Source organism: Armatimonadota bacterium (assembly GCA_022563855.1).
Lineage (GTDB): Bacteria > Armatimonadota > Fimbriimonadia > Fimbriimonadales > Fimbriimonadaceae > JADFMN01.
This window is the reverse complement of record JADFMN010000001.1, coordinates 79,007-98,851: the sequence shown is the minus strand read 5'-3', so window position 1 is coordinate 98,851 and position 19,845 is coordinate 79,007. Positions and strand designations below refer to the sequence as shown.

At 58.8% G+C, this 19,845-nt stretch carries 16 protein-coding genes; 9 read left to right on the top strand and 7 right to left on the bottom strand.

What is annotated here, in order from left to right; all coding sequences use genetic code 11:
• Window positions 1-67: 67 nt before the first annotated feature.
• Complete coding sequence (locus tag IH944_00425) at window positions 68-1,213, bottom strand: ABC transporter ATP-binding protein (protein ID MCH7903012.1); 1,146 nt, start codon at window positions 1,211-1,213, stop codon at window positions 68-70.
• A 134-nt stretch (window positions 1,214-1,347) separates the two neighbouring features.
• Between IH944_00425 and IH944_00420 the strand changes: the two genes are divergently transcribed.
• The 3 genes from IH944_00420 (at window position 1,348) to IH944_00410 (ending at window position 6,680) form a co-directional block, all read left to right on the top strand.
• Window positions 1,348-3,228 carry a glutamate mutase L gene (locus tag IH944_00420; protein MCH7903011.1) on the top strand — a complete coding sequence of 627 codons (1,881 nt, stop codon included), beginning with the start codon at window positions 1,348-1,350 and terminating at the stop codon, window positions 3,226-3,228.
• Window positions 3,229-3,609: 381 nt separating this feature from the next.
• Window positions 3,610-5,379: an SBBP repeat-containing protein gene (locus tag IH944_00415; protein ID MCH7903010.1), complete on the top strand. Its 1,770-nt coding sequence runs from the start codon at window positions 3,610-3,612 to the stop codon at window positions 5,377-5,379.
• A 272-nt stretch (window positions 5,380-5,651) separates the two neighbouring features.
• Window positions 5,652-6,680, top strand: a complete 1,029-nt coding sequence (locus IH944_00410) for a hypothetical protein (GenBank protein MCH7903009.1) — start codon at window positions 5,652-5,654, stop codon at window positions 6,678-6,680.
• Between the two features lie 10 nt (window positions 6,681-6,690).
• On the opposite strand, the gene IH944_00405 is transcribed toward IH944_00410, so the two are convergent.
• Window positions 6,691-7,038: a hypothetical protein gene (locus tag IH944_00405; protein MCH7903008.1), complete on the bottom strand. Its 348-nt coding sequence runs from the start codon at window positions 7,036-7,038 to the stop codon at window positions 6,691-6,693.
• A gap of 243 nt (window positions 7,039-7,281) precedes the next feature.
• Here IH944_00405 and rplJ point away from each other — a divergent pair, with 243 nt between their 5' ends.
• A complete protein-coding gene (rplJ, locus tag IH944_00400) occupies window positions 7,282-8,112 on the top strand; it encodes a 50S ribosomal protein L10 (GenBank protein MCH7903007.1) in 831 nt (276 codons plus the stop codon).
• Between the two features lie 6 nt (window positions 8,113-8,118).
• On the top strand, window positions 8,119-8,502 hold the full coding sequence (rplL, locus tag IH944_00395; protein MCH7903006.1) for a 50S ribosomal protein L7/L12: 384 nt from the start codon (window positions 8,119-8,121) through the stop codon (window positions 8,500-8,502).
• Window positions 8,503-8,597: 95 nt separating this feature from the next.
• Here rplL and infB read toward each other — a convergent pair whose 3' ends face one another.
• Both infB and nusA read right to left on the bottom strand, forming a co-directional pair.
• Window positions 8,598-10,511 carry a translation initiation factor IF-2 gene (infB, locus tag IH944_00390; GenBank protein ID MCH7903005.1) on the bottom strand — a complete coding sequence of 638 codons (1,914 nt, stop codon included), beginning with the start codon at window positions 10,509-10,511 and terminating at the stop codon, window positions 8,598-8,600.
• Window positions 10,512-10,599: 88 nt separating this feature from the next.
• Entirely contained in the window at window positions 10,600-11,781 is a 1,182-nt protein-coding gene (gene nusA / locus IH944_00385; GenBank protein MCH7903004.1) for a transcription termination/antitermination protein NusA, read from the bottom strand.
• A 152-nt stretch (window positions 11,782-11,933) separates the two neighbouring features.
• On the opposite strand from nusA, the gene folB reads away from it, so the two are divergent.
• Entirely contained in the window at window positions 11,934-12,296 is a 363-nt protein-coding gene (gene folB / locus IH944_00380; protein ID MCH7903003.1) for a dihydroneopterin aldolase, read from the top strand.
• Window positions 12,297-12,459: 163 nt separating this feature from the next.
• Here folB and IH944_00375 read toward each other — a convergent pair whose 3' ends face one another.
• The gene (locus tag IH944_00375) at window positions 12,460-14,715 is read right to left on the bottom strand and encodes a glycoside hydrolase N-terminal domain-containing protein (GenBank protein ID MCH7903002.1); all 2,256 of its coding nucleotides are present in this window, start codon (window positions 14,713-14,715) and stop codon (window positions 12,460-12,462) included.
• A gap of 41 nt (window positions 14,716-14,756) precedes the next feature.
• On the opposite strand from IH944_00375, the gene ispH reads away from it, so the two are divergent.
• Together ispH and IH944_00365 are read left to right on the top strand one after the other, a co-directional pair.
• Window positions 14,757-15,704: a 4-hydroxy-3-methylbut-2-enyl diphosphate reductase gene (ispH, locus tag IH944_00370; protein MCH7903001.1), complete on the top strand. Its 948-nt coding sequence runs from the start codon at window positions 14,757-14,759 to the stop codon at window positions 15,702-15,704.
• Window positions 15,705-15,920: 216 nt separating this feature from the next.
• Window positions 15,921-16,586, top strand: a complete 666-nt coding sequence (locus IH944_00365; protein ID MCH7903000.1) for a hypothetical protein — start codon at window positions 15,921-15,923, stop codon at window positions 16,584-16,586.
• Here IH944_00365 and IH944_00360 read toward each other — a convergent pair.
• Window positions 16,571-18,025 carry a proteasome accessory factor PafA2 family protein gene (locus IH944_00360; protein MCH7902999.1) on the bottom strand — a complete coding sequence of 485 codons (1,455 nt, stop codon included), beginning with the start codon at window positions 18,023-18,025 and terminating at the stop codon, window positions 16,571-16,573. The genes IH944_00365 and IH944_00360 overlap by 16 nt on opposite strands.
• A gap of 73 nt (window positions 18,026-18,098) precedes the next feature.
• On the opposite strand from IH944_00360, the gene hrcA reads away from it, so the two are divergent.
• Window positions 18,099-19,127 (top strand): heat-inducible transcription repressor HrcA, encoded by a 1,029-nt coding sequence (hrcA, locus tag IH944_00355; protein MCH7902998.1) that lies wholly within the window; start codon window positions 18,099-18,101, stop codon window positions 19,125-19,127.
• Between the two features lie 3 nt (window positions 19,128-19,130).
• Here the strand turns inward: hrcA and IH944_00350 are convergent, their stop codons facing one another.
• Window positions 19,131-19,835 (bottom strand): outer membrane lipoprotein-sorting protein, encoded by a 705-nt coding sequence (locus tag IH944_00350; GenBank protein MCH7902997.1) that lies wholly within the window; start codon window positions 19,833-19,835, stop codon window positions 19,131-19,133.
• Window positions 19,836-19,845: the final 10 nt, after the last annotated feature.

The following is a 19,845-nucleotide window of genomic DNA, read 5'->3' as shown; positions in this document are numbered from 1 at the left end:
TCAAGGCCATCGTCGTCAGTCGTCGCGGTTTCCGGTCGGTTCCTGGCATAAACCCTGAGCCGACCGTCTACCGGATCGCTTCTTCCGTCTCGGCGTCGAAGATATGAATCTGATCGAGGTCTATTGCGAACGTGGCCGTAACCCCCGATTCGATCCGCGTCCCAGGATCGAGCGTAGCCGTGATATGAGTGCCGTCGGCGACCAGGTACGCCGTGTCCTCCGAGCCGAGCTTTTCGAGCACGTCAACTTGGGCCGAAAACGAGTTGCCGTCAGTCACCGGCACCGGGCAGTTGTTGGCCGCATCGTAAACGTCTTCGGGACGAATACCGACGGTGATCTTCTTTCCGTCCATCTCAGCCGCTGGATGCCCGCTGGGAATAGCCAAAGTCAGCGTCCCAAGGCTGAGTTTCCCGCTGGAAACAGTACCGTCGAGAAAGTTCATTGGCGGCGCGCCGATGAAACCTGCAACGAACTTGTTGGTCGGCGTGTTGTAGACGCTCTCCGGATCGCCACACTGCTGCAACACGCCGTCCTTCATGACGGCGATCCGCTGGCCCATCGTCATCGCCTCAACCTGATCGTGCGTCACGTAGATCGTCGTTATGCCCAGCTGTCGGTGCAAGCGGACAAGCTCCGCCCGGGTTTGGATGCGCAGCTTTGCGTCAAGGTTTGAAAGCGGCTCATCCATCAAGAACACCTTCGGCTTTCGGATGATCGCGCGCCCGAGCGCGACTCGCTGACGCTGCCCGCCTGAGAGCTCCTTCGGCCTGCGATGCATCAGCATGTCAATGTCGAGCATCTTTGCAACATCGTGCACGCGGTCATCGATGTTCTTTTTGACCTGGCGCGCGGCCTTCAGATTGGCCAGCTGCCAGAAAAACCCTTTCAGCTCACGAAGCCTCAGCCCAAAAGCGATGTTGTCGTAAACGCTCATGTGCGGGTAAAGGGCGTAGTTTTGAAACACCATCGCGATGTCGCGATCCTTCGGTGGCACGTCGTTAACCCTGTTGTCGGCGATGAACAGATCCCCTTCCGTGGCCTCCTCAAGTCCGGCGATCATGCGCAGCGCCGTCGTCTTGCCGCAGCCGGACGGACCGACGAGCACCATGAACTCCTGATCCCGTATTTCGAGATCGAAATTGTCCACCGCGCGGACGGCCTTTTCGCCGCTGCCGAAGACCTTTGTAACGCCTTTGAAAGTAACCCCTGCCAAAATCGTGGCTCCATGCCCGTGTAGGGCTGAGTCAGGTAGCAGTATAGCAAACTGATCACCAAGGAATCTTGCCTGCGCCGCCAACGCCCTGCTGCCGTTTGCCAGCGGCTACGGGATCGGCCATAATCCGGCATATGCCCGACGACATCAGGCGCATCGTCGCCACTGACTGCGGTTCAACTACGACGAAGGCCATTTTGATCGAGCGCAACCCCGAAGGCCAGTATCGACTCGTGGCCAGGGGAGAGGCGCCGACGACCGTGGAAAAGCCGTTTGAAGACGTCACGCTGGGCGTAATCAACGCTATTACTGAGGTGGAGGAGATCACGGCCGAACAGGTGCCGGAAGGATTCGAAAAGGGTCGCAGAAAGCTGATCGACAACGGACGCGTATGGCGCTTGTTGAAAAACGGTGAGGTGACCGGGACAAGGTCAAACGATCTCGAAGCATCAGATCTCTATGTATCGACTTCGTCGGCCGGTGGCGGGCTGCAGATGATGGTCGCTGGTGTCGTGAAGGCGATGTCTGCCGAATCCGCCGAGCGGGCCGCTCTCGGTGCTGGCGCGATTCTGATGGACACTCTCGCTGTGGACGACGGCCGAGAAGAGTTTCAGAAGGTGGACATTCTCCGCAGGCTCAGGCCTGATATTATCCTGATGTCAGGGGGCACCGACGGCGGAACGGTCACGCACCTCACCGATATGGCGGAGGTCATCATGCGCGCCGATCCGAAGCCGAGGTTTGGCGATATGAAGCTCCCCGTGATATACGCCGGCAACAACATGGCTAGCGATGCGGTAGTGGAGGTCCTTGGTTCCGACATCGAAACCAAGGTTGTCGCCAACATTCGCCCGACGCTCGAGCGCGAAAACCTCGGGCCCGCGCGCGACGAGATTCACGAGCTGTTCCTCGAGCACGTCATGCAGCAAGCCCCTGGGTATTCAAAGCTTCTTGAGTGGACGAGCGAAGAGGTCATGGCTACGCCGAACGCGGTCGGCAAGCTCCTGAACGAGTACGCGGTCAAAGAGAAGCTAAACGTGATCGGCGTCGACATCGGTGGAGCGACGACCGACGTGTTCTCCGTGTTCCTTGCTGCAGATGGTGATGAGAGAATTTATAACCGCACCGTTTCGGCGAACCTAGGGCTGAGCTACTCGATCTGCAACGTCTTGAAGGAGTCTGGGATCGAGGACATCGTGCGCTGGCTGCCGTTTGAAATGGATCGGCACGAAGTTCGCAACCGGCTCCGAAACAAGATGATCCGCCCGACGACGATTCCTCACACGTACGAAGACCTGCTGATCGAGCACGCGGTCGCAAGACAGGCTCTCCGCCTCGCGTTTGCCCACCACAAATCGCTTGCGCGAAGTCTGAAGGGCATGCAACAGCAGCGCGATATCGGTGAAATCTTTGAGCAGAAGGGAACGGGTCAAACGTTGATCAAAATGATGGAGTTGGACATGATCATCGGTTCGGGAGGGGTGCTTTCGCACGCTCCCGATAGGGCACAGTCAGCGCTGATGATGATGGACGCCTACGAACCTGAGGGGATAACGATGCTGACGGTTGACTCGATTTTCATGATGCCGCACCTCGGCGTCCTGAGCGAGCACTTCTATCAGGCGGCGCGCGAGGTTTTCGAGTTCGATTGCATCATCAAAGCAGGTCATTGCATCTCCGCTGTTGGACGCGGCAAGGAGGGCGATCCGTGCATCTCGATCTCCGGCGATGGCATAGAGCACGACGTCCGCGTCGGGCAAATCCTGGTCATCCCTCTCGGTCGCGGCGAGACCATGACAGTCACCGTATCGCCGGCGAGAGGTTTTGATATAGGAGAGGGCAAGGGCAAATCGATAGCAACGACGCTCGAAGGCGGCACGGTCGGGATAATCATCGACTGCCGCGGCAGGCCGCTGCTTCTGCCCGCAGACAATTCAAAAAGGCTCAAGAAGCTCAACGAATGGCTCGAGGCTATGGGTCTGCCGCTTCCCCAGAGAGTAGCCGCTGCCGTCTAACGACAGGAGTTCCGGGTCGGTTCATCCAGGCGGGCACGAAGGAGATGAAGGCCAAGGTCAGCTACAAAGAAGCTGGGATTGTGCTCTCGTACCCGTGGCTGATCAGCTTCGATCAGACGGTGTGGGTGCTCTTGCCGTAGCGGATCCTCATCTCTCGAGCCGAAAGGCACAGCGGGGACAAACCCTCGGGCGACGTCTTAACCCTCCACACTGCGTGTGAAGGAGGGATGGCGGGGCCGGGTCTGCGAGCGGTCGGTCGCGATGGTACGCATCACCCCGGTGAATTTACGGGGAGTTCGCACTTCGAGCAAGTCCATGCTACAAAGGTTGTGGTAGCCTTTGAGCTTGGTACGGTCAAACAGTACCAAAGAGGATAAATACATGCGTACCGCATCTATCAACAAGAAGAGGGTGTTCTGCATCGCCATCGCGATCTGCGTTGCCAATGTCGCGCTTGGCCAGTTGCAGGAGGAGTGGGTGGTTCGGTATGACGGACCTGGTGCTGGACAAGATATCGCCCGTGTGGTTACAACAGACAGCGCCGGCAACGTCTATGTGGCGGGATCTACATATCTAGCTTACGACGAGCATAACTATTTAACACAAAAGTACGACACGAACGGCAACTTGTTGTGGCAACGCCAATTCAGTGGAGTTCTTTACGGCCCTGAGGTTCCAATGTATATTGCAGTTGACGGTGCTGACAATGTGTATGTCACTGGTTCTACACTAGGCCCTCTTTTCCCTAGCAGGGCGTTTCTGACGATTAAATACGACTCGAATGGAAACTTGCTATGGAGTCGAATCGATGCCCCAGCATATCTTGGAACAACACCGACGGGATTTGTATTGGCTGACGACGGCAGCATGATCGTCACGGGTCATACCACTGAGGAGCTTGGCGATAAATGGATGGTGACCATCAAGTACGATACGGATGGCACCAGGCTCTGGTTAAGGCGCTATCGCGATGGTAGCCAGACTAATTCTGCTGCGGCCACAGCGGACAGCCAGGGGAACGTGTACGTAACCGGTGTCACGGGCTTCGACTATTTGATCGTTAAATACAGCAGTAGCGGCACCCAACTCTGGGTGAGACGCTATGACACCTATGGCTGGCCCAGTTCTATGACTGTAGACAACTCAGGAGATCTGTATGTCGCCGGTTGGGGGGGGGGGCGCAACTACTTAACTATCAAGTACGACAGCGATGGCAATCTCCTTTGGGAAAGGAGCTTCGACGGCGGGGTTGGAGTTGATGAAGCTACGGCAATCGCGACTGACAGCGACGGCTTCGTGTTTGTTACAGGCTTTGTGACGACTTCCGGCGCAGGTCGAGACTACGCGACCTTGAAATATGACAGCCTTGGCACGCTCCTTTGGTCGAAGAGCTACGACGGTCCGGCTAGCGGCGATGATACGGCCCGTAGGATGGCGGTGGATGGCGCTGGCAACGTGTATGTGACTGGCGATTCGGAAGGCATTGGCACCGGCATCGACTATGCGACCTTGGCGTATGACGCAGACGGAAACCTTGTATCGGAGATGCGTTATAACGGCCCGGGAAACCGCACAGATATATCCCGCGCGATAGCGGTGGATAGCCAAGGCAACGTGTTCGTAACTGGTGACTCAAACGGCTCCGGCACAGGCGAGGACTTTGTTACGATAAAGTACTCGCAAGTTTCAGATGTCGTGCTGCCCGACAGCTTCTCGCTGTTCCGCGGGATTCTGACCGGCGGCGGTCTGAGCGACCTGCTCGCCAGCGACGACAGCTGGCTGCGGGTTAGGCCGGGGATCACGCTGAACCAGGCGGAGCGCCAGGTGCAACTCATCGTCGTCGGCACCGCTCCCACCGAGACGCCGAGCGAGCTTCGGATCAGAGTCGAGGCCCACGCCGAGATCAACAACATCGGACAGTGGATCGAGCTGTGGAACTACGACACCAGTTCGTGGGAAGAGGTCGACTTCATGATCGCTACGTTGGCGGACTCGATAGTCGAGGTGAGCATCACGGTCGATCCGGGCCGGTTCATCGAGGCGGGCACGAAACAGATGAAAGCGAAAATCAGCTACAAAGAAGCTGGGATTGTGCTCTTCTTCCCGTGGCTGATCAGCTTCGATCAGACCGTGTGGGTGATCATTCCGTAGACGACAGGCGACGAAAACCCCGAGCGAGCAGTTCGCTCGGGGCTTTCAATGTTAGCCTGGCCACCCGTTCGGCGCATCGGCCATGCAGTTGACGGGCGAGATGTGAACGTCGTTAACGGTCGCGCCGAAGACCCTTGGGCCGTAGGAGACCTACCCGGTAGATTTAGCGGGCTTGCGAATGAATTGCTCTTCTTGGGCAACGTTTGGAGTAACCTCATGCTTCAGTCGCACTTGCGGCCGAATTTATAGCTATATCTTGAGAGGATTGCTAAATGAAAAAGATTCTTGCAATTATGGCGGTCGTGCTGGTCTCCGGCATCGTATCCGCGCAGAACATGTTTACGAACGGGGACTTTGAGACAGGCAGCTTGCAGCCGTGGACCATCGTACTAACCTCGTCAAACGCAATAACCGGGGTTCAAGATGTCACGTTGTTCGACATGGATTTCAGCGGCCCTGGCTCGGAATCTCTCGCGGCGCGCTTCGATGTGGGTCGGATCGAGGGCCGTCGTGGCGCAGAAGGGATCGAGATGACGCAGGAGCTCAACATGATCGTCGATGAGGAGTACGTCCTCTCGTTTGACTGGGCCTCTTCGCGTACCGAGGGGGGGACCAACTCGGAAGGAGGCCTTTTCTCCATCATCGTGGACGGTACGGCGCTTGCCACTGCCGATTCCGGCCCGACAGGCCCTGGAACAGAGAACTACGGAAACCTGACTGTGATCTTCACGCCTGCCTCGACCGGCGTGTTCACGGTCGGCGTGCGGATCGTGCGCGCGGGGTTCGGGCCAGCCGATATCTTCCAGCACGCTGACAACATCTCCGCTATTGGGCCAGAGGAGACTGTCGTGCCAGACAGCTTCTCGCTGTTCCGCGGGGTGCTGACCGGCGGCGGGCTGAGCGACCTGCTCGCGAGCGACGACAGCTGGATGACGGTGCTGCCGGGGATCACGCTGAACCAGGCTGAGCGGCAGGTGCAGCTCATCGTCACTGGCACTTCTCCGACCGAGACGCCTTCCGAGCTTCGCATCAGAGTGGAGGCCCACGCCGAGATCAACAACATCGGACAGTGGATCGAGCTGTGGAACTACGACACCAGTTCGTGGGAAGAGGTCGACTTCATGATTGCTACGTTGGCGGACTCGATCGTCGAGGTGCGCATCACGGTCGATCCGGGCCGGTTCATCGAGGCGGGCACGAAGAATATGAAGGCCAAGGTCAGTTACAAGGAGGCTGGGATCGTGCTCTTCTTCCCGTGGCTGATCAGCTTCGACCAGACCGTGTGGGTGATCGTCCCGTGATCATGTAGCGCTACCAGCGGTAGCCAGCGGCGATCGCGCCGAGGACTACGACTGTAATCGCTGAGATCAAGTAGACCAGCATCAAGATTTGGGCTGGTTGTCGGCCGCACTGGTGGCTGAAGTTGATGATCCTGGCTTCAGGATCAGGCTCTCCACCCTTGCGGCGGCGAGGAACCCACAGTCGGTCGTCGCCAACGCCAAAGTAGAACCCTAGCAGCCAGCTCCCTCTCTCGGCCCAAATGGCGCTGTTCCTTGCCAGGCGGCTCTCGATATACTCGTGCGAAACGCGCGTGCCCACCCCCGTGATTGACGGTGAAACAACGGCTCGCGCCACCATTTTCTTCTCTTTCTGAACCACGCCCACAACCTGATCATCGGCAGGTTGAACTGGGCCCACCAGCCATACGGCAGAAAATGTGTGCTAAAATCACCCTCGCTCGCCGCAGACAACCGGTGGCCGCAAGGTCTTAAACGCAGCCGGTCGAGGTGGAGTGGGACAGCAATCATATCGAGCCGACCCTCGGTCGAACCGAGGCTGGCATGTATGGGCTCCTGCGACACATAGCGCGGGAGCCTTTTGTATTGGACGACAGGTCGGAAGATGCCAACAGCAGAAAAGATCAAGCAGGTCAAGAATCTCAAGGAGCGATTTGAGCGCGCATCGGGCGTGTTCTTCACGGAGTTTCGCGGCCTATCTGTTCCGCAGATGCAACAGCTGAGGCGCGATCTGCGTGCGGCGGGGGCAGAGTTCTCCGTCGTCAAGAACACGCTCTTCAAACTTGCGACCGGGGATGTGTTCGAGAGCTTTCCTGACGGCATGAGCACAGGCCCGACAGCGGTCGCGTTCATATTCGACGACGAGGCCGCCGTCGCCAAGGCGCTGTTCGATTTCGCCAAAACGCACAAAGCTCTGGTCGTCAAAGGCGGTTACGTCGATGGAACGGCGTACAGCGCTGAAGTTGTCGAGCAACTGTCGAAGCTGCCTCCCAAAGACATGCTGCTGTCTCAGCTGATTGGCGTGATCGCCGCACCGATGAGCAACATCGCGAGCACTATCGAGGCGATCTACAGCGGGCCGATTTTTGCTATAGCCGCGATTGCCGACAAGCTGGGCGACGGCGTAGAATCTACGAGCAAGAGCGAGCCGACAGAAGACGGCGGTGCCGACACCAGCGGCGATTCGACCACAGAAAGCGCAGAGCCTTCACCGGAAGCAGAGACGACGGCGTCAGACGCCGAGCCGGAGAGCGCAGAGCCTTCCGTAGAAGCAGAGGGCACTGCGTCGGACGCCGACACGGAGAGCACAGAACCTTCAGCAGAAACAGAGGCGACTACGTCAGACGCCGAGCCGGACACCCCGGCTGCTGCGGAAACGGAAGGACAGCCTGAATCGAAGACCGAAGAACCAAGCGACGAGGAAACACAGGAATAAAATATCATGGCGATAACCATTGACAAAATCGTAGACGACATCAGCAAACTGAACGGGCTCGAATTGAGCGACTTGAAGAAGGCGCTCGAAGATAAGTTCGACGTAACCGCCGCGGCGCCCATGGCAGGCATGCCGATGATGATGCCGAGTGCGACTGGAGAAGCCGCAGCCGAAGAGCAGACGGAATTCGAAGTCCGCATCACAGAGATTGGAGGCCAAAAGCTCCAGGTCATCAAGGTCGTCCGCGCAATCACCGGGCTCGGCTTGAAAGAGGCCAAAGAGCTGGTGGACGGAACGCCGAACACGATCAAGGAGAACGTCGGCAAGGACGAAGCCGAAGACATCAAGAAGCAGGTCGAAGAGGTCGGCGCTACCGTCGAGATCAAGTAACGGCGCAAATCAAGTCGCCAAGAAAAGAGCCGCGTTGCAAATTGCAACGCGGCTCTTTACTTTCCTCTCGTTGAACAGCCAGGCGATGGCCGCCGTTACCCAACCTGAACACGCTCGAACGCTTCGATGACGTCGCCCTGTTTGAAATCGGCCCAGTCGACGAAGCGCACTCCGCAATCCTGGCCGGCAACCATCTCCTTCGCGTCCTGCTTCACGTTGCGCAGCGACTCGATGGTTCCTTTGTGGACCGTCTCGTCGCCTCGCGTCACCTTGCAAATCGCGCCTCGAATGACCTTCCCGTCAGTCACATGGCAGCCCGCAACGACGCCGGCCTTCGTCAATTTGTAGACGGCGCGAATCTCAACCGTGCCGATGTACTGATCCTCGAACTTCGGCTTGAGCAGCCCTTTCATGGCCGCTTCGATGTCTTCTACAAGCTCGTAGATGATTTTGTACGTTCTAATCTCGACGTGCTGCCTCTCCGCTTCAGACTTCGCCTTTGGTACGGGTTTCACGTTAAAGCCAACACAGATCGCGCCGGACGCACCCGCCAGCAGGATGTCGTTTTCTGTGATCGACCCAACGCCTGAGTGGAGGATTTTCACATCGACTTCATCTTGATTGAGCTTGTCCAGCACGCCCTTGACCGCTTCGACAGAACCCTGGACGTCGCTCTTGACGATCAGCCGTAGACTTGTGATCTCGGTCGGTTTGCCGAGGTTCGCGATGTCTCGCAAGGAGACCTTTCGCACCGGGCCGACGTTCGCCGCAACCTGCTGGACGTGCAATCTCTGTTTGGCGATCGCGCGACCGGCCTTCTCGGTCTGCATCTGCTCCAGCTTGTCGCCGGGCTTCGGCACCCTGTCGAGACCCAAGACCTCGACCGGCATGGCAGGCAGCGCCTCTTTAATCTGAACTCCTTGGTGATCCGTCATCGCTCGCACCTTGCCCGTCGAATCGCCTAGCACAATGATGTCCCCCCGCCGAAGCGTGCCGTTCTGGATCAGGACCGTTGCGACAGGGCCTCGTCCCTTGTCAAGCTGCGCTTCGATCACAACGCCCGCCAATTCGCCCTTCGGCTCGGCCTTTAGCTCGAGTACCTCAGCTTGCAACAGAATCATCTCAAGGAGATGGTCGATCCCGTCGCCGGTCATCGCAGAAACGTTGGCGGTTATTACCTGTCCGCCGTACGCCTCCGGAATCAGCTCGTGCTCCGTCAACTGCTGCATGACCCGGTCCGGATTGGCTTCCGGGCGGTCGCACTTGTTGATCGCGACGATGATCGGCACGTCAGCGCTCTTCACGTGGCTGATAGCCTCGATCGTTTGAGGCATGATCCCGTCGTCCGCTGCGATCACTAGAATCGCGATGTCCGTGACCGCCGCGCCCCTTGCCCTCATCGCTGTGAACGCTGCGTGGCCCGGGGTATCGAGGAAAGTTATCGTCCCGCCCTTCAACTCGACTTGGTAGGCACCGATGTGCTGCGTGATGCCGCCGTGCTCCTTGTCGACTACGTTGGTCTTCCTGATGAAGTCAAGCAACGACGTCTTGCCGTGGTCGACATGGCCTAGAATCGTGACGACCGGCGGGCGAATGACGCCTTTGCTGGGCGATACCGGCTCTTCGACGGCGGCCGGGGCCGGTGCCGCCTCACCCCATAAAACGTCGTAGCCGAACTGTTTCGCCAGCTTTTCGCTAACGTCGTTTTCCAACGTAGTCGTCAGAGTCGCCATAACCTTGAGCTTCGTCATGAGCGCTTTCAGGACGTCGTTGTCGGCAACACCGATCGCCGTAGCGATCTCTCTGGGCGTGCGCCCGGGCAGCAGCCTGATCTGCTTCGCGCCCGCAGCCTCTGTGATCGCCTGACGCAACATCTCAAGCGCGTCGTCATCGATGTCTAAGACCCCGTGCTCCGAGGCAACGCCGAAATCCTGCAGAACCGCCTCAACTTGCCCTGGGACAACTTTGAGCTCATCAGCAAGCTCTGGAACGCTGACTTGCACTGGCATCAGTTCAACCTCCGCATTGCGATCCGGCCAGACCTCGCCGCGCCAAGGAGCCTGCCGATCGCGCCACAGCTTTCATGGGCTACGGCAATCACTCGGCGGTCGTCGCCTCCTGTTCCGGTTCCGGCTTGTCAGCCTGAGACAAGTCCTCAGTAGCGGCAACTTCTGTTGCGCCATCCTCCTTCGGAACGTCTTCAGCATCTGGCTTTGGCGGCTGAACGTCAGCGACGGCCTTGGCCGGGGTCGGCTTTGGCGGACCGCCCTCGGCGGACGCCTGCTCCTCGCTGCGAATGTCGATTTTCCAGTCCGTCATGCGCGCTGCCAGCCGGACGTTCTGCCCGCCTCGCCCGATGGCCAGCGACAGCTGGTTGTCCGGCACGACTGCGTACGCACTGCGCTCTTCCTCGTTCAACACCAGAAGATTGACCTTGGCCGGGCTGAGCGCGCTGGTAATGAACGTTCTCGAGTCATCGCTCCAGGGAACGACATCGATCTTCTCCGGCCGTAGCTCATCCATGATCACTTGGATTCGAGATCCGCGCGGGCCTACGCACGACCCGACGGCGTCGATCCGCTCATCGTGACTGATGACGGCTACCTTGCACCGCATGCCCGGCTCACGCGCAATGGCCTTGATCTCGACGATGCCATCCGCGATCTCCGGAACCTCGCGCTCGAGCAGTTTGCGCAATAGATTCGGATGGCTACGACTGACGATTACTTCAAAACCTCTGTTGGTCTCTTCGATTTTCAAGACGTAAACGCACAGTCGCACCTGCTGGCGGTAGTCGTCCGTACCGACCTGCTCGCGCCGAGGCAGCCGCACCTCGTGCCGATCTACCTGGACCAAAATGCTCGACTCCTCGTGCCTGCTGATGATTCCGCTAACGATTTCACCGACCCTCTCACTGAACTGATCGTGAATTTGCCGCAGCTCTACCTCACGAAGCTTCTGCGCAAGGACCTGCTTGAACGTCTGCGCGGCGATGCGACCAAACGTGTTCGGGTCGATTTCGACAGCAAGAAAATCACCGATCTGAACGTCCTCGCCTCGTTTCATCGCGACGTCCAGACTGATCTGCGTTGCCGGCTCTAGGACTTCGCCGACGATCTCCTTATCGATCACTGCGCCGCTCTTGACGGAGGAGTCCAGCCGGACGGTCACTTCGCCAGCCGTGCCTTTGAACTTCTTGTAAGCAACAGCCAACGCAAGCTCAAGCTCGTAGCCCAACTCCTCCAAAGGAATACCTCTCTCGGTAGATACCTGTTTCAAGTGCTGCAGGATGTCCATGTTCACCCGCCCACGGAACCAATAAAAAAGGCCGCCCTGTAGGCGCCCTCGCAAAAGTTCCGCCAGCTATTTGTACTTGCATTATAGCACAGAGTCGGACCGCTGAAGGTATATGGACGTGTCAAAATCTGCCCGTGTACGAGGTTCTCGTCAGCGGGCTGGAGATCACAGGCCACCACGGGGTGACCCAAGACGAACGCGCTCATGGCTGTAGGCTCAAGATCGACGTCTGTGCCGAGGTCGACGGCTCTGCGGACGAGACCGACGATGTCGGCGATACGGTCGACTACGGCGAGCTGGCCTCCCTGATCGTCGAAGTCAGCGATTCAGGCAGCTATAGAACGCTGGAGAGGCTGGCAAGAGCGGTCTGCGACGAAGCCTTTCAGCGGTTCCCTTCCCTGCTCTCTCTTGAGGTCCAGATCGACAAGCTCGACCCGCCGGTGCCTTTCACGGTGGGCTCTCTCGGGGTGCGTCTAAAGATGACCAGGCCCCGATAAACTCAACGGTATCGTGCTCTTTCTTCCCCACGGCCTCCTCATGATATTTAGGATCAGTTCGACAGTGATGGCGGCTTGAACGGCGCGGTTACAGCACAGGTCGTTGATGCCCAACAGCACCTAAACCACGCAAGAACCGGGTACACGCAGGTATGAGTGCGACCTACCATGAAACAGACGTACCCCCCGGCCCGACTGTAACTTCCTGGTCGTTTCCTCGGTAGCGAATTGTGACCGTCGTGTCTGGCTCGCCGCGCACCACTACTTCCGTCATTTCGCCATCCTTCCACGAAATGTCCAGTTCCACTGCACCCCTAGCTCTGACGCCCTTCAAAGACCCGCTCGGCCACGCCCTCGGTAGAGCCGGTAGAATCTCGATCGCTCCGTCGTGGTCCTGGATGATCATCTCTAGGATGCCGGAGAGAGCGCCGAAGTTACCGTCGATCTGGAACGGCGGGTGCGCGTCGAACATATTCGGATAAGTCCCGCCTCCTCCGCCTCCCACGGGTTTCAGCTGGTTTCGCAACATCAGGTGCGCGTGGTCGCCGTCGCGCAAGCGCGCCCAGAAGTTGATCTTCCAGCCCATCGACCATCCGGTGCCTCCGTCGCCGCGCATTTCGAGCGACTTCTGCGCAGCTTTGAACAGCTCCGGTGTCTTCGTCACGGTGATCTCTTCGCCGGGGTGCAGCCCCCAGAGGTGCGAGACGTGCCGGTGCTTGTTGTTCGGGTCGTCCTTGTCTTCGAGCCACTCCTGTAGCTGTCCGTACTGTCCGATTTTGTTCTTCGCAATGCGGTCGGCGGTGGTGCGCAACTCTTCTTGTAAATCCTCATCAATCCCGAGTTCTGATGCCGCGTCGGCAGTCGATCTGAGCAGGTGGCGGATGATGTTATGGTCCATCGTCGGTCCCATCACGAGCCCTCCGATCTCAGGCGAGTTCGACGGGCCAGAGACCAGCTCTCCCGTTACCGGATGCTCGGTCAGCGCATCGAGGAAGAACAGGCTCGCGCCCTTCATGATCGGATATGCGCGCTCCTTCAGGAACGTCCTGTCCTGGCTGTACAGCCACCGCCACCAGAAGTGCTGGCTGAGCCACGCGCCGCCGGTCTGCCAGATGCCGTGGTTCGCGGCGTTGATCGGCGCAGCTCCGCGCCATATGTCGAAGTTGTGGTGCAGCACCCAGCCTCGCGCTCCGTAGTGCTCCCTTGCTACCTCCGCACCGCTCCTGGCGACCTCTTCCAATGCGTCAAACAGCGCATCGTGGCACTCGCTGAGGTTCGCGCGCTCGACCGCCCAGTAGTTCATCTCCGTGTTGATGTTGACCGTGTACTTCGACTCCCACGGCGGTCGGTTCGAGTCGTTCCAGATTCCTTGGAGGTTCGCAGGCTGCGTCCCAGGTCTGCTCGATGCGATCATGAGATACCGGCCGTACTGCGCGAGCAACACCGCTAGGCCCGGGTCGGGCTTGCCCTCGGCAAAGCGAACGAGCCGCTCGTCGGTCGGAAGCCGCTCTGCCTCTGGTATATGACCGAGATCGAGAGACATCCTTCGGAACAGGCCCTGGTGATCCTCGATGTGCCGTTTTCGCAGATCTTCCCATCCACGTCTGCGGGCTCGGACGAGCGCACCCATCGCGCGGGTGTTCGGATCGCCGTTCACGCTCCAAGGAGACACGAAGCTGGTCGCCGGTGCCAGCAGGACAGTCGCAGACTTTGCGCCTTCAACAGTGATCGTCAGGCCGTTCGACGAGATCGTTCCCTCTTCAATCGTAACCGACATGCGAGCCTCGTATCGGACGCCGCCTTCTTCGACCCGGCCTTTCACGATAAACTCGTTCTTGCTGTTGATCGACTTCTCTCCCTCATGAGCATCGACGAGCCACGCGCTGAAATTGAGACGCTTTTCGCCGTGCGCTTCTAGACGGTAGACGATCACGCCGTCGCGATAGCTGGCGAACGCTTCGCGGCTAAACCTGTCCCCGTCAATCGTGTATTCGACGGTCGCAAGTGCCGAGTCAAGGTCGAGCTTGCGAACGTAATCGGTTGCCCCGGCGTGATTCAGGAAACTGATGCGGAGATCGCCGAAGTTCTGATACGCCTTCTGCCGTATCGGATCGCTCATGAACTCGCGCATGGCTAGTTCGTCAGCCTCCTGCTGCTTTCCTTCCCAGAGCAGCCTGCGGATCTCTGCCAAGTGCTCGACCGCTCCTTCTCGCGCATAGCTGTGCGGCTGCCCAGACCAGAGGGTGTCCTCGTTGAACTGGATCCGCTCCTCCTCGATCCCGCCGAACACCATCGCGCCGATGCGCCCGCCGCCGATCGGCAGAGCCTCCGTCCAGGCCTCAGCAGGCTTTGTGTACCAGAGTTCCAACCTAGTGCCGTCCTGCTGTAGGGCTGCGAACAGCGCCAGCGTTGCCAACATGCCCTCTATTCTGCGCCAACGGGGCGTATTATGAGAAGAGCATGGAGAAGATCGTTCTCGCAGCGCCCCGTGGTTTTTGCGCTGGGGTCGCCTACGCGATCGAAGTCGTGGACCTCGCTCTGAAGATCCACGGCTCGCCCTTGTACGTCAGGCACGCGATAGTGCACAACGAGTTTGTCGTGAAGAGCTTCGAGTCGCGCGGCGTGATCTTCGTCGAGGACGTCAACGACATCCCCCCCGGATCGGTGGTCGTATTCTCCGCGCACGGAGTGTCGCCGGCTGTCCGGCGCCTCTCTGCGCGGAGGAACCTGACGATCATCGACGCGACCTGCCCGCTGGTGACCAAGGTCCACAACGAGGCGAAGCGGTACGCGGCAAAGGGGTACTTCATGGTCTACATCGGCCACGAGGGGCACGTCGAAGCGGAGGGCACGATGGGCCAAGCGCCTGAGAGCATGTTGCTCGTCGAGACGCCTGAGGACGTCGCAGCTCTGGAGCTTCCGCCACACGACAAGCTCGCGGTTGTGACGCAAACAACGCTGAGCGTCGACGAGGTGCAGGCGACGGTCGCAGCCCTGCGCGAGCGGTTCCCTTACATGGAGATGCCGAAGAAGGAAGACATCTGCTTCGCGACCACGAACAGACAGTCGGCGGTGAAGCAGTTGGCGGCGGGGTGCGACGTGGTGCTGGTCGTCGGTTCGACGACGTCTTCTAATTCCAACCGTCTGCGCGAAGTCGCCGAGGCGCACGGCGCGCGCGCGTATTTGATCATGGAGCCGTCGGACGTTTCAGCGTCGTGGTTCGAAGGAGCTAACTGCGTCGGAGTGACCAGCGGCGCCTCGACGCCGGAGAGCCTCGTCGAGGACATCGTAGGCCACTTGCTCTCTCTGTCTCCCGAGGCGACGACCGAAGTGCTGACGACGACCGAGGAGAACGTCGAGTTCAAGCCCCCGCGCGACCTGATCCAGCTCGCGATGGCGAAGGCTTGAAGAGGTTTTATTCGACATATACGTCGTATATGACCTATATGGCCCCCGAATCCGCCACGACCCGCCGCCAGCAAATGGAGGACGACACTCCGTGCGTGTACGTGAGATTGACGTGAACGACGAGAGTTTGGTAACTCTTGCATCTCGCGATTCGTCTCTCCTGTGATGGTGTGGGGACTTGTGTTGGTAACGTCCGCTGTCGCACTGGGTACCCCGGTGAACGACGCGAACTGGGTGTCGTTCGGCGGCGCGGGCGCATTCGTGCCACACAAGACGATCCGGATGCTCGGCGAAGACATCAACATCACGATCTACGACGATAAGATCCACGTTCGGGTGTGGTTCTCCTTCCGCAACGACGGGCCAGAGACGACGGTGACGATGGCGTTCCCCTTCGAAACAGTCGCTTATAGCGAACCGATAGTTAAGCGGTTTGCCAGCAAGGTCGATGGCGAAGCTGTTGCAACGACAAGAGTTGCTATTCCACCGTTCAACAAGTCTGTTGCGGAGTGGGCTCCAGAAGGCTACATCAGCTCATACGCCTATACGAAGGAAGTTCATTTTAAGGCCGGTCAGCGACGATTCGTCCTCGTCGACTATGTGACCGCACATGGGGCTGTCTGGGATGGGAACTCTGACGAATACGTTTTGCGCACAGGGGCGACTTGGGCAGGCAAAATCGGGATTTGCACAATTACTGTGGACTGGTCGAACACGACAAAGCTAAGCGATCCGAGCCTGAAGTTCTATCGCGAAGACTTGTCACAGTTTGAATCGAAGTGGACCTATATCGACAGTAAGAGAGCTACAACGACCATAAGCGATTTTGAGCCGGACTTCGACCTTTCCCTTTCGACCTCTCGAACTCAGTCATCTGAATAAGTCTCGAACGGGTCGGGCATCTCGACGTACTCGGTTCGCGTTAGAGCCACACCGCTCCAGTCGAAGGCGTAGAACCGAGGCCCAGATCGCTCCAGAACTTCCCGCACTAGCGCGGCACGGCCCTTCGCGCGGGTGTTGCTAGGCGGCTCGGTCATAGCGTCCAGAATTTCGATCTCGTCGACGAAGTCGCGCACTCCTTCGCTGGCTGCGTAGCCGTGGAAGAGCGATCTATCCGGATCAATGTTGTGATACTCCAAGTCAAAGGAGTGCAGCGCAGGCGCGTCCCAATCCAGCCCCTCTGCCTCCTTGTACATTTCTACGATCTTGCGCTTTGCGACCCAGTCGATTCGATCACCGAGGGCAAGAGGATCTTTCTCCAGCCCGTCCAAGACGAGCTCCCACTCAGCCAACACCCAGTCGATGTCATCGTTGCCGCCCTTGTATCGCTGAGCGAGCTTCAAGTACTCGCGCTGCACATCGACGGCCCCGATGACCGAACCGTCTTCCATCTTCACCGGCCAGGAGAACGACTGGTCCCTAGAAACTACTCGGAGCGCGATGAGCGGCTCGGCGCAGCGAAGGCGATCGGGAATAAGATCGTCCTCGACCAGAGCAAGCACTAGCGACGTGCTGCCGACTTTCAGAGCGTACGCGTAAGTGTTCTGGTTGGACTCGCCGAACAGCAGGTGCAGCCGGTGCGCGCCCTCGTGCGCGTAGAAATGCTCCCACTTCGGATTGATGAGCGCGCGATTGAACCGCACTCGGGACGCGACCGTTTTCAAGATGTGGTCCGCCCGCTGACTCAGCTGAAACGGCACCGAGTCGTCTTCCAAAACGTCGTACACCTGCGAAACCCAGATGTAGTCGATCGGGTTTCGATTCACCTCGTCGTAATCCGGTACGCCGCCGGATATGAGAACGTGTCCTCCGACCCTGCCAACGCCAGCAAAGATCTGCCGTGTCACCAGGAACGGGTACAGCTTCGGGGCGTCGACGGTGAAGAAGTCCTCCGTCATCTCGACGAGGTAGTTCTCGTGGCACCCGAACGTGTGGCCGCCGAAGTGGTCCACCGAGTTGTTGTAGACGCTCACCTCGTCTTGCAGCTTTAGCTCTCGAAGGGCTCGAAGTATCTGCCGCTGGCCCGCGCGGTCGTTGGCTATGAGGGTTTTGAGGTCTCGACACTCAGCGGTCGCGTACTCCAAATGCGAGCCTACAGCATCGACGTACAGCCGACCGCCGTTGATGAGAAACCCCCCTGCCCCGGCTGGCTCGAACACCTCGTCGCGCGAATGCAGATCGATCGCCCCGAGCCTCGCTTCGTAGAAGATATGGTCCTTGATGAGTTCGACTACGGCGTCGGGGAATCCCGCGCTGTCCGAGACCAAGGTACCAAACTCGGTCTCGACGCCGAAAATCCGCTCGCCGCGCGCGTTCACCATTACCTGATATTGTACGTTGTCGCGCCGCCACCTGACACGCGCTGCCGTTTGGCCGTAGAATAGAGCAGTTGGCATGAGCGATCTTTCGTCTAGAAAAGAGCAGATCCTGCGCGCGGTGATCGTCGAGTACGTGTCATCCGCTGAGCCGGTCGCTAGCGAGATGATCGCGAAGAAGTACGAACTCGGCGTTCGTTCGGCCACCGTGCGCAACGAGCTGGCTGAAATGGCAGAGCTCGGGTATATCATTCAGCCGCACACGAGTTCGGGCCGCATTCCCAGCGATCAGGGCTACCGGTACTTTGTGGATCGGTTGCTGAAGGTCGCTCCGCTCGACCGCGAGAGGCGCCGAAAGGTGGACGGTGCGACGGAAGACGACGAGACACTTGGCGAACTGCTGTCCGAATCAACGCGGGCGCTCAGTAGATTGACGCACTTGCTCAGCGCCGCAACGACCGTTCGCAACGGATCGGTGGTAGTGCGCGCTGCGGTCGTTACATCGATCGGGCCCGGCAGCGCGCTGCTCGTCCTGGCCCTGAGCAACGGCCATGTCGAGAACCGCGTCGTCGAGTGCCCCAAGGACATGACGCTCGACGATCTCGGCCGCGCCAATCAGTTCCTCGGTTCGACCGTGACCGGCGAGACGCTGCGCTCGCTGACGCGCTTTCGATGGGACTCGTCTGACCTCGGTCGGCCAAACGATCTGCTGGCGAAGGCCGCTTCGACGATCCGCGCCGTCGCGAAGGACCTGACGCGTGGCAAGGTCATCATGGAGGGGCAGGAGTACATCTTCGCCCAGCCAGAGTTCCAGCGCGATCGCGCCCAACTTGAACTGCTGATGAAAAGTATGCAGGACGAGGCGGCGTTGTACGAGGCGCTTTCCTCGACCAGCAAAGGCAAGACTACGATCACGATCGGCAAGGAGAACAGGCGCGAGACCCACTACACGCTTTCGATTCTCCACCATTCGTTCTACGTGAAAGAGGAGCGAGCGGGAGCGATCGCGCTCATCGGGCCGACGAGAATGAACTACGAGGTCGGAACGCGATTGCTGAACTACACCGCGAAAGCGATCAGCGAAACGCTGACGAAAGTGCTCGGCTAGGCGCTACAGTTTGAACAGGTCGTCCGACAAAGTCGGATTGACCACGACCTCGGTGCAAATAATGGTCCCAGCGACCTTGTTCTCGGCGTTCTTGACGATCGCCGTTTTCGGGAACCAGATGTCGCCAAACTTCGTCGCGTCTTCATACAAGAACGTCGCTCGCAGATTTCCTCGTCGGCTGTACCAAGCGCGTTTGGTGAGAAATCTCCTCTCAGGGTCGATCCAAACTCGATGCCGCGACTTGTCGCCGTGCTCGGGTTTGTAGGTCAAGTCGAACACCCACTCTCCCGTAAGCCTGTCCGTTCGGACGTATTTCGCATCCATATACCCGTCGAAGAGCGACTTGGTCAGCAGTCCGAAATCCAAAGTCGTCTGTCGCTTTGCCGGGTTCTTCGAGTTGTCCTCCCGTTTCGATAAGTTCACCTTAGGGATTCTGTACACCTTCTTTGGCCCGTTGATGATCATGACGATCCTGGTGTCATCGACGGCGGTCGAAAGCCGTATCTTGAACGGCTCCTTCATTTGGACCTTCATCCGCTTGAATCGGTAGGAGGCCGCGAAGTCCTTGTTGATCTTCCGGAGCTCTGACTGCTTCGCGCCCGACACAGTCGTAACAAACGTAGCCGACTTGAATCCGATCAGGACGGCATCTTCGATCGTTGGGTCCTTTTGGGTTATCAGAGCTACGGCAAGCAGTGCAGTCGTCATATCAGCGATT

Bases quoted from the DNA above. Each gene is read 5' to 3' on its own strand.
- IH944_00420 (MCH7903011.1), top strand. From the start codon at position 1,348: ATGCCCGACGACATCAGGCGCATCGTCGCCACTGACTGCGGTTCAACT.
- IH944_00415 (MCH7903010.1), top strand. From the start codon at position 3,610: ATGCGTACCGCATCTATCAACAAGAAGAGGGTGTTCTGCATCGCCATC.
- IH944_00410 (MCH7903009.1), top strand. From the start codon at position 5,652: ATGAAAAAGATTCTTGCAATTATGGCGGTCGTGCTGGTCTCCGGCATC.
- rplJ (MCH7903007.1), top strand. From the start codon at position 7,282: ATGCCAACAGCAGAAAAGATCAAGCAGGTCAAGAATCTCAAGGAGCGA.
- rplL (MCH7903006.1), top strand. From the start codon at position 8,119: ATGGCGATAACCATTGACAAAATCGTAGACGACATCAGCAAACTGAAC.
- infB (MCH7903005.1), bottom strand. From the start codon at position 10,511: ATGCCAGTGCAAGTCAGCGTTCCAGAGCTTGCTGATGAGCTCAAAGTT.
- IH944_00375 (MCH7903002.1), bottom strand. From the start codon at position 14,715: ATGTTGGCAACGCTGGCGCTGTTCGCAGCCCTACAGCAGGACGGCACT.
- ispH (MCH7903001.1), top strand. From the start codon at position 14,757: ATGGAGAAGATCGTTCTCGCAGCGCCCCGTGGTTTTTGCGCTGGGGTC.
- IH944_00360 (MCH7902999.1), bottom strand. From the start codon at position 18,025: ATGGTGAACGCGCGCGGCGAGCGGATTTTCGGCGTCGAGACCGAGTTT.
- hrcA (MCH7902998.1), top strand. From the start codon at position 18,099: ATGAGCGATCTTTCGTCTAGAAAAGAGCAGATCCTGCGCGCGGTGATC.
- IH944_00350 (MCH7902997.1), bottom strand. From the start codon at position 19,835: ATGACGACTGCACTGCTTGCCGTAGCTCTGATAACCCAAAAGGACCCA.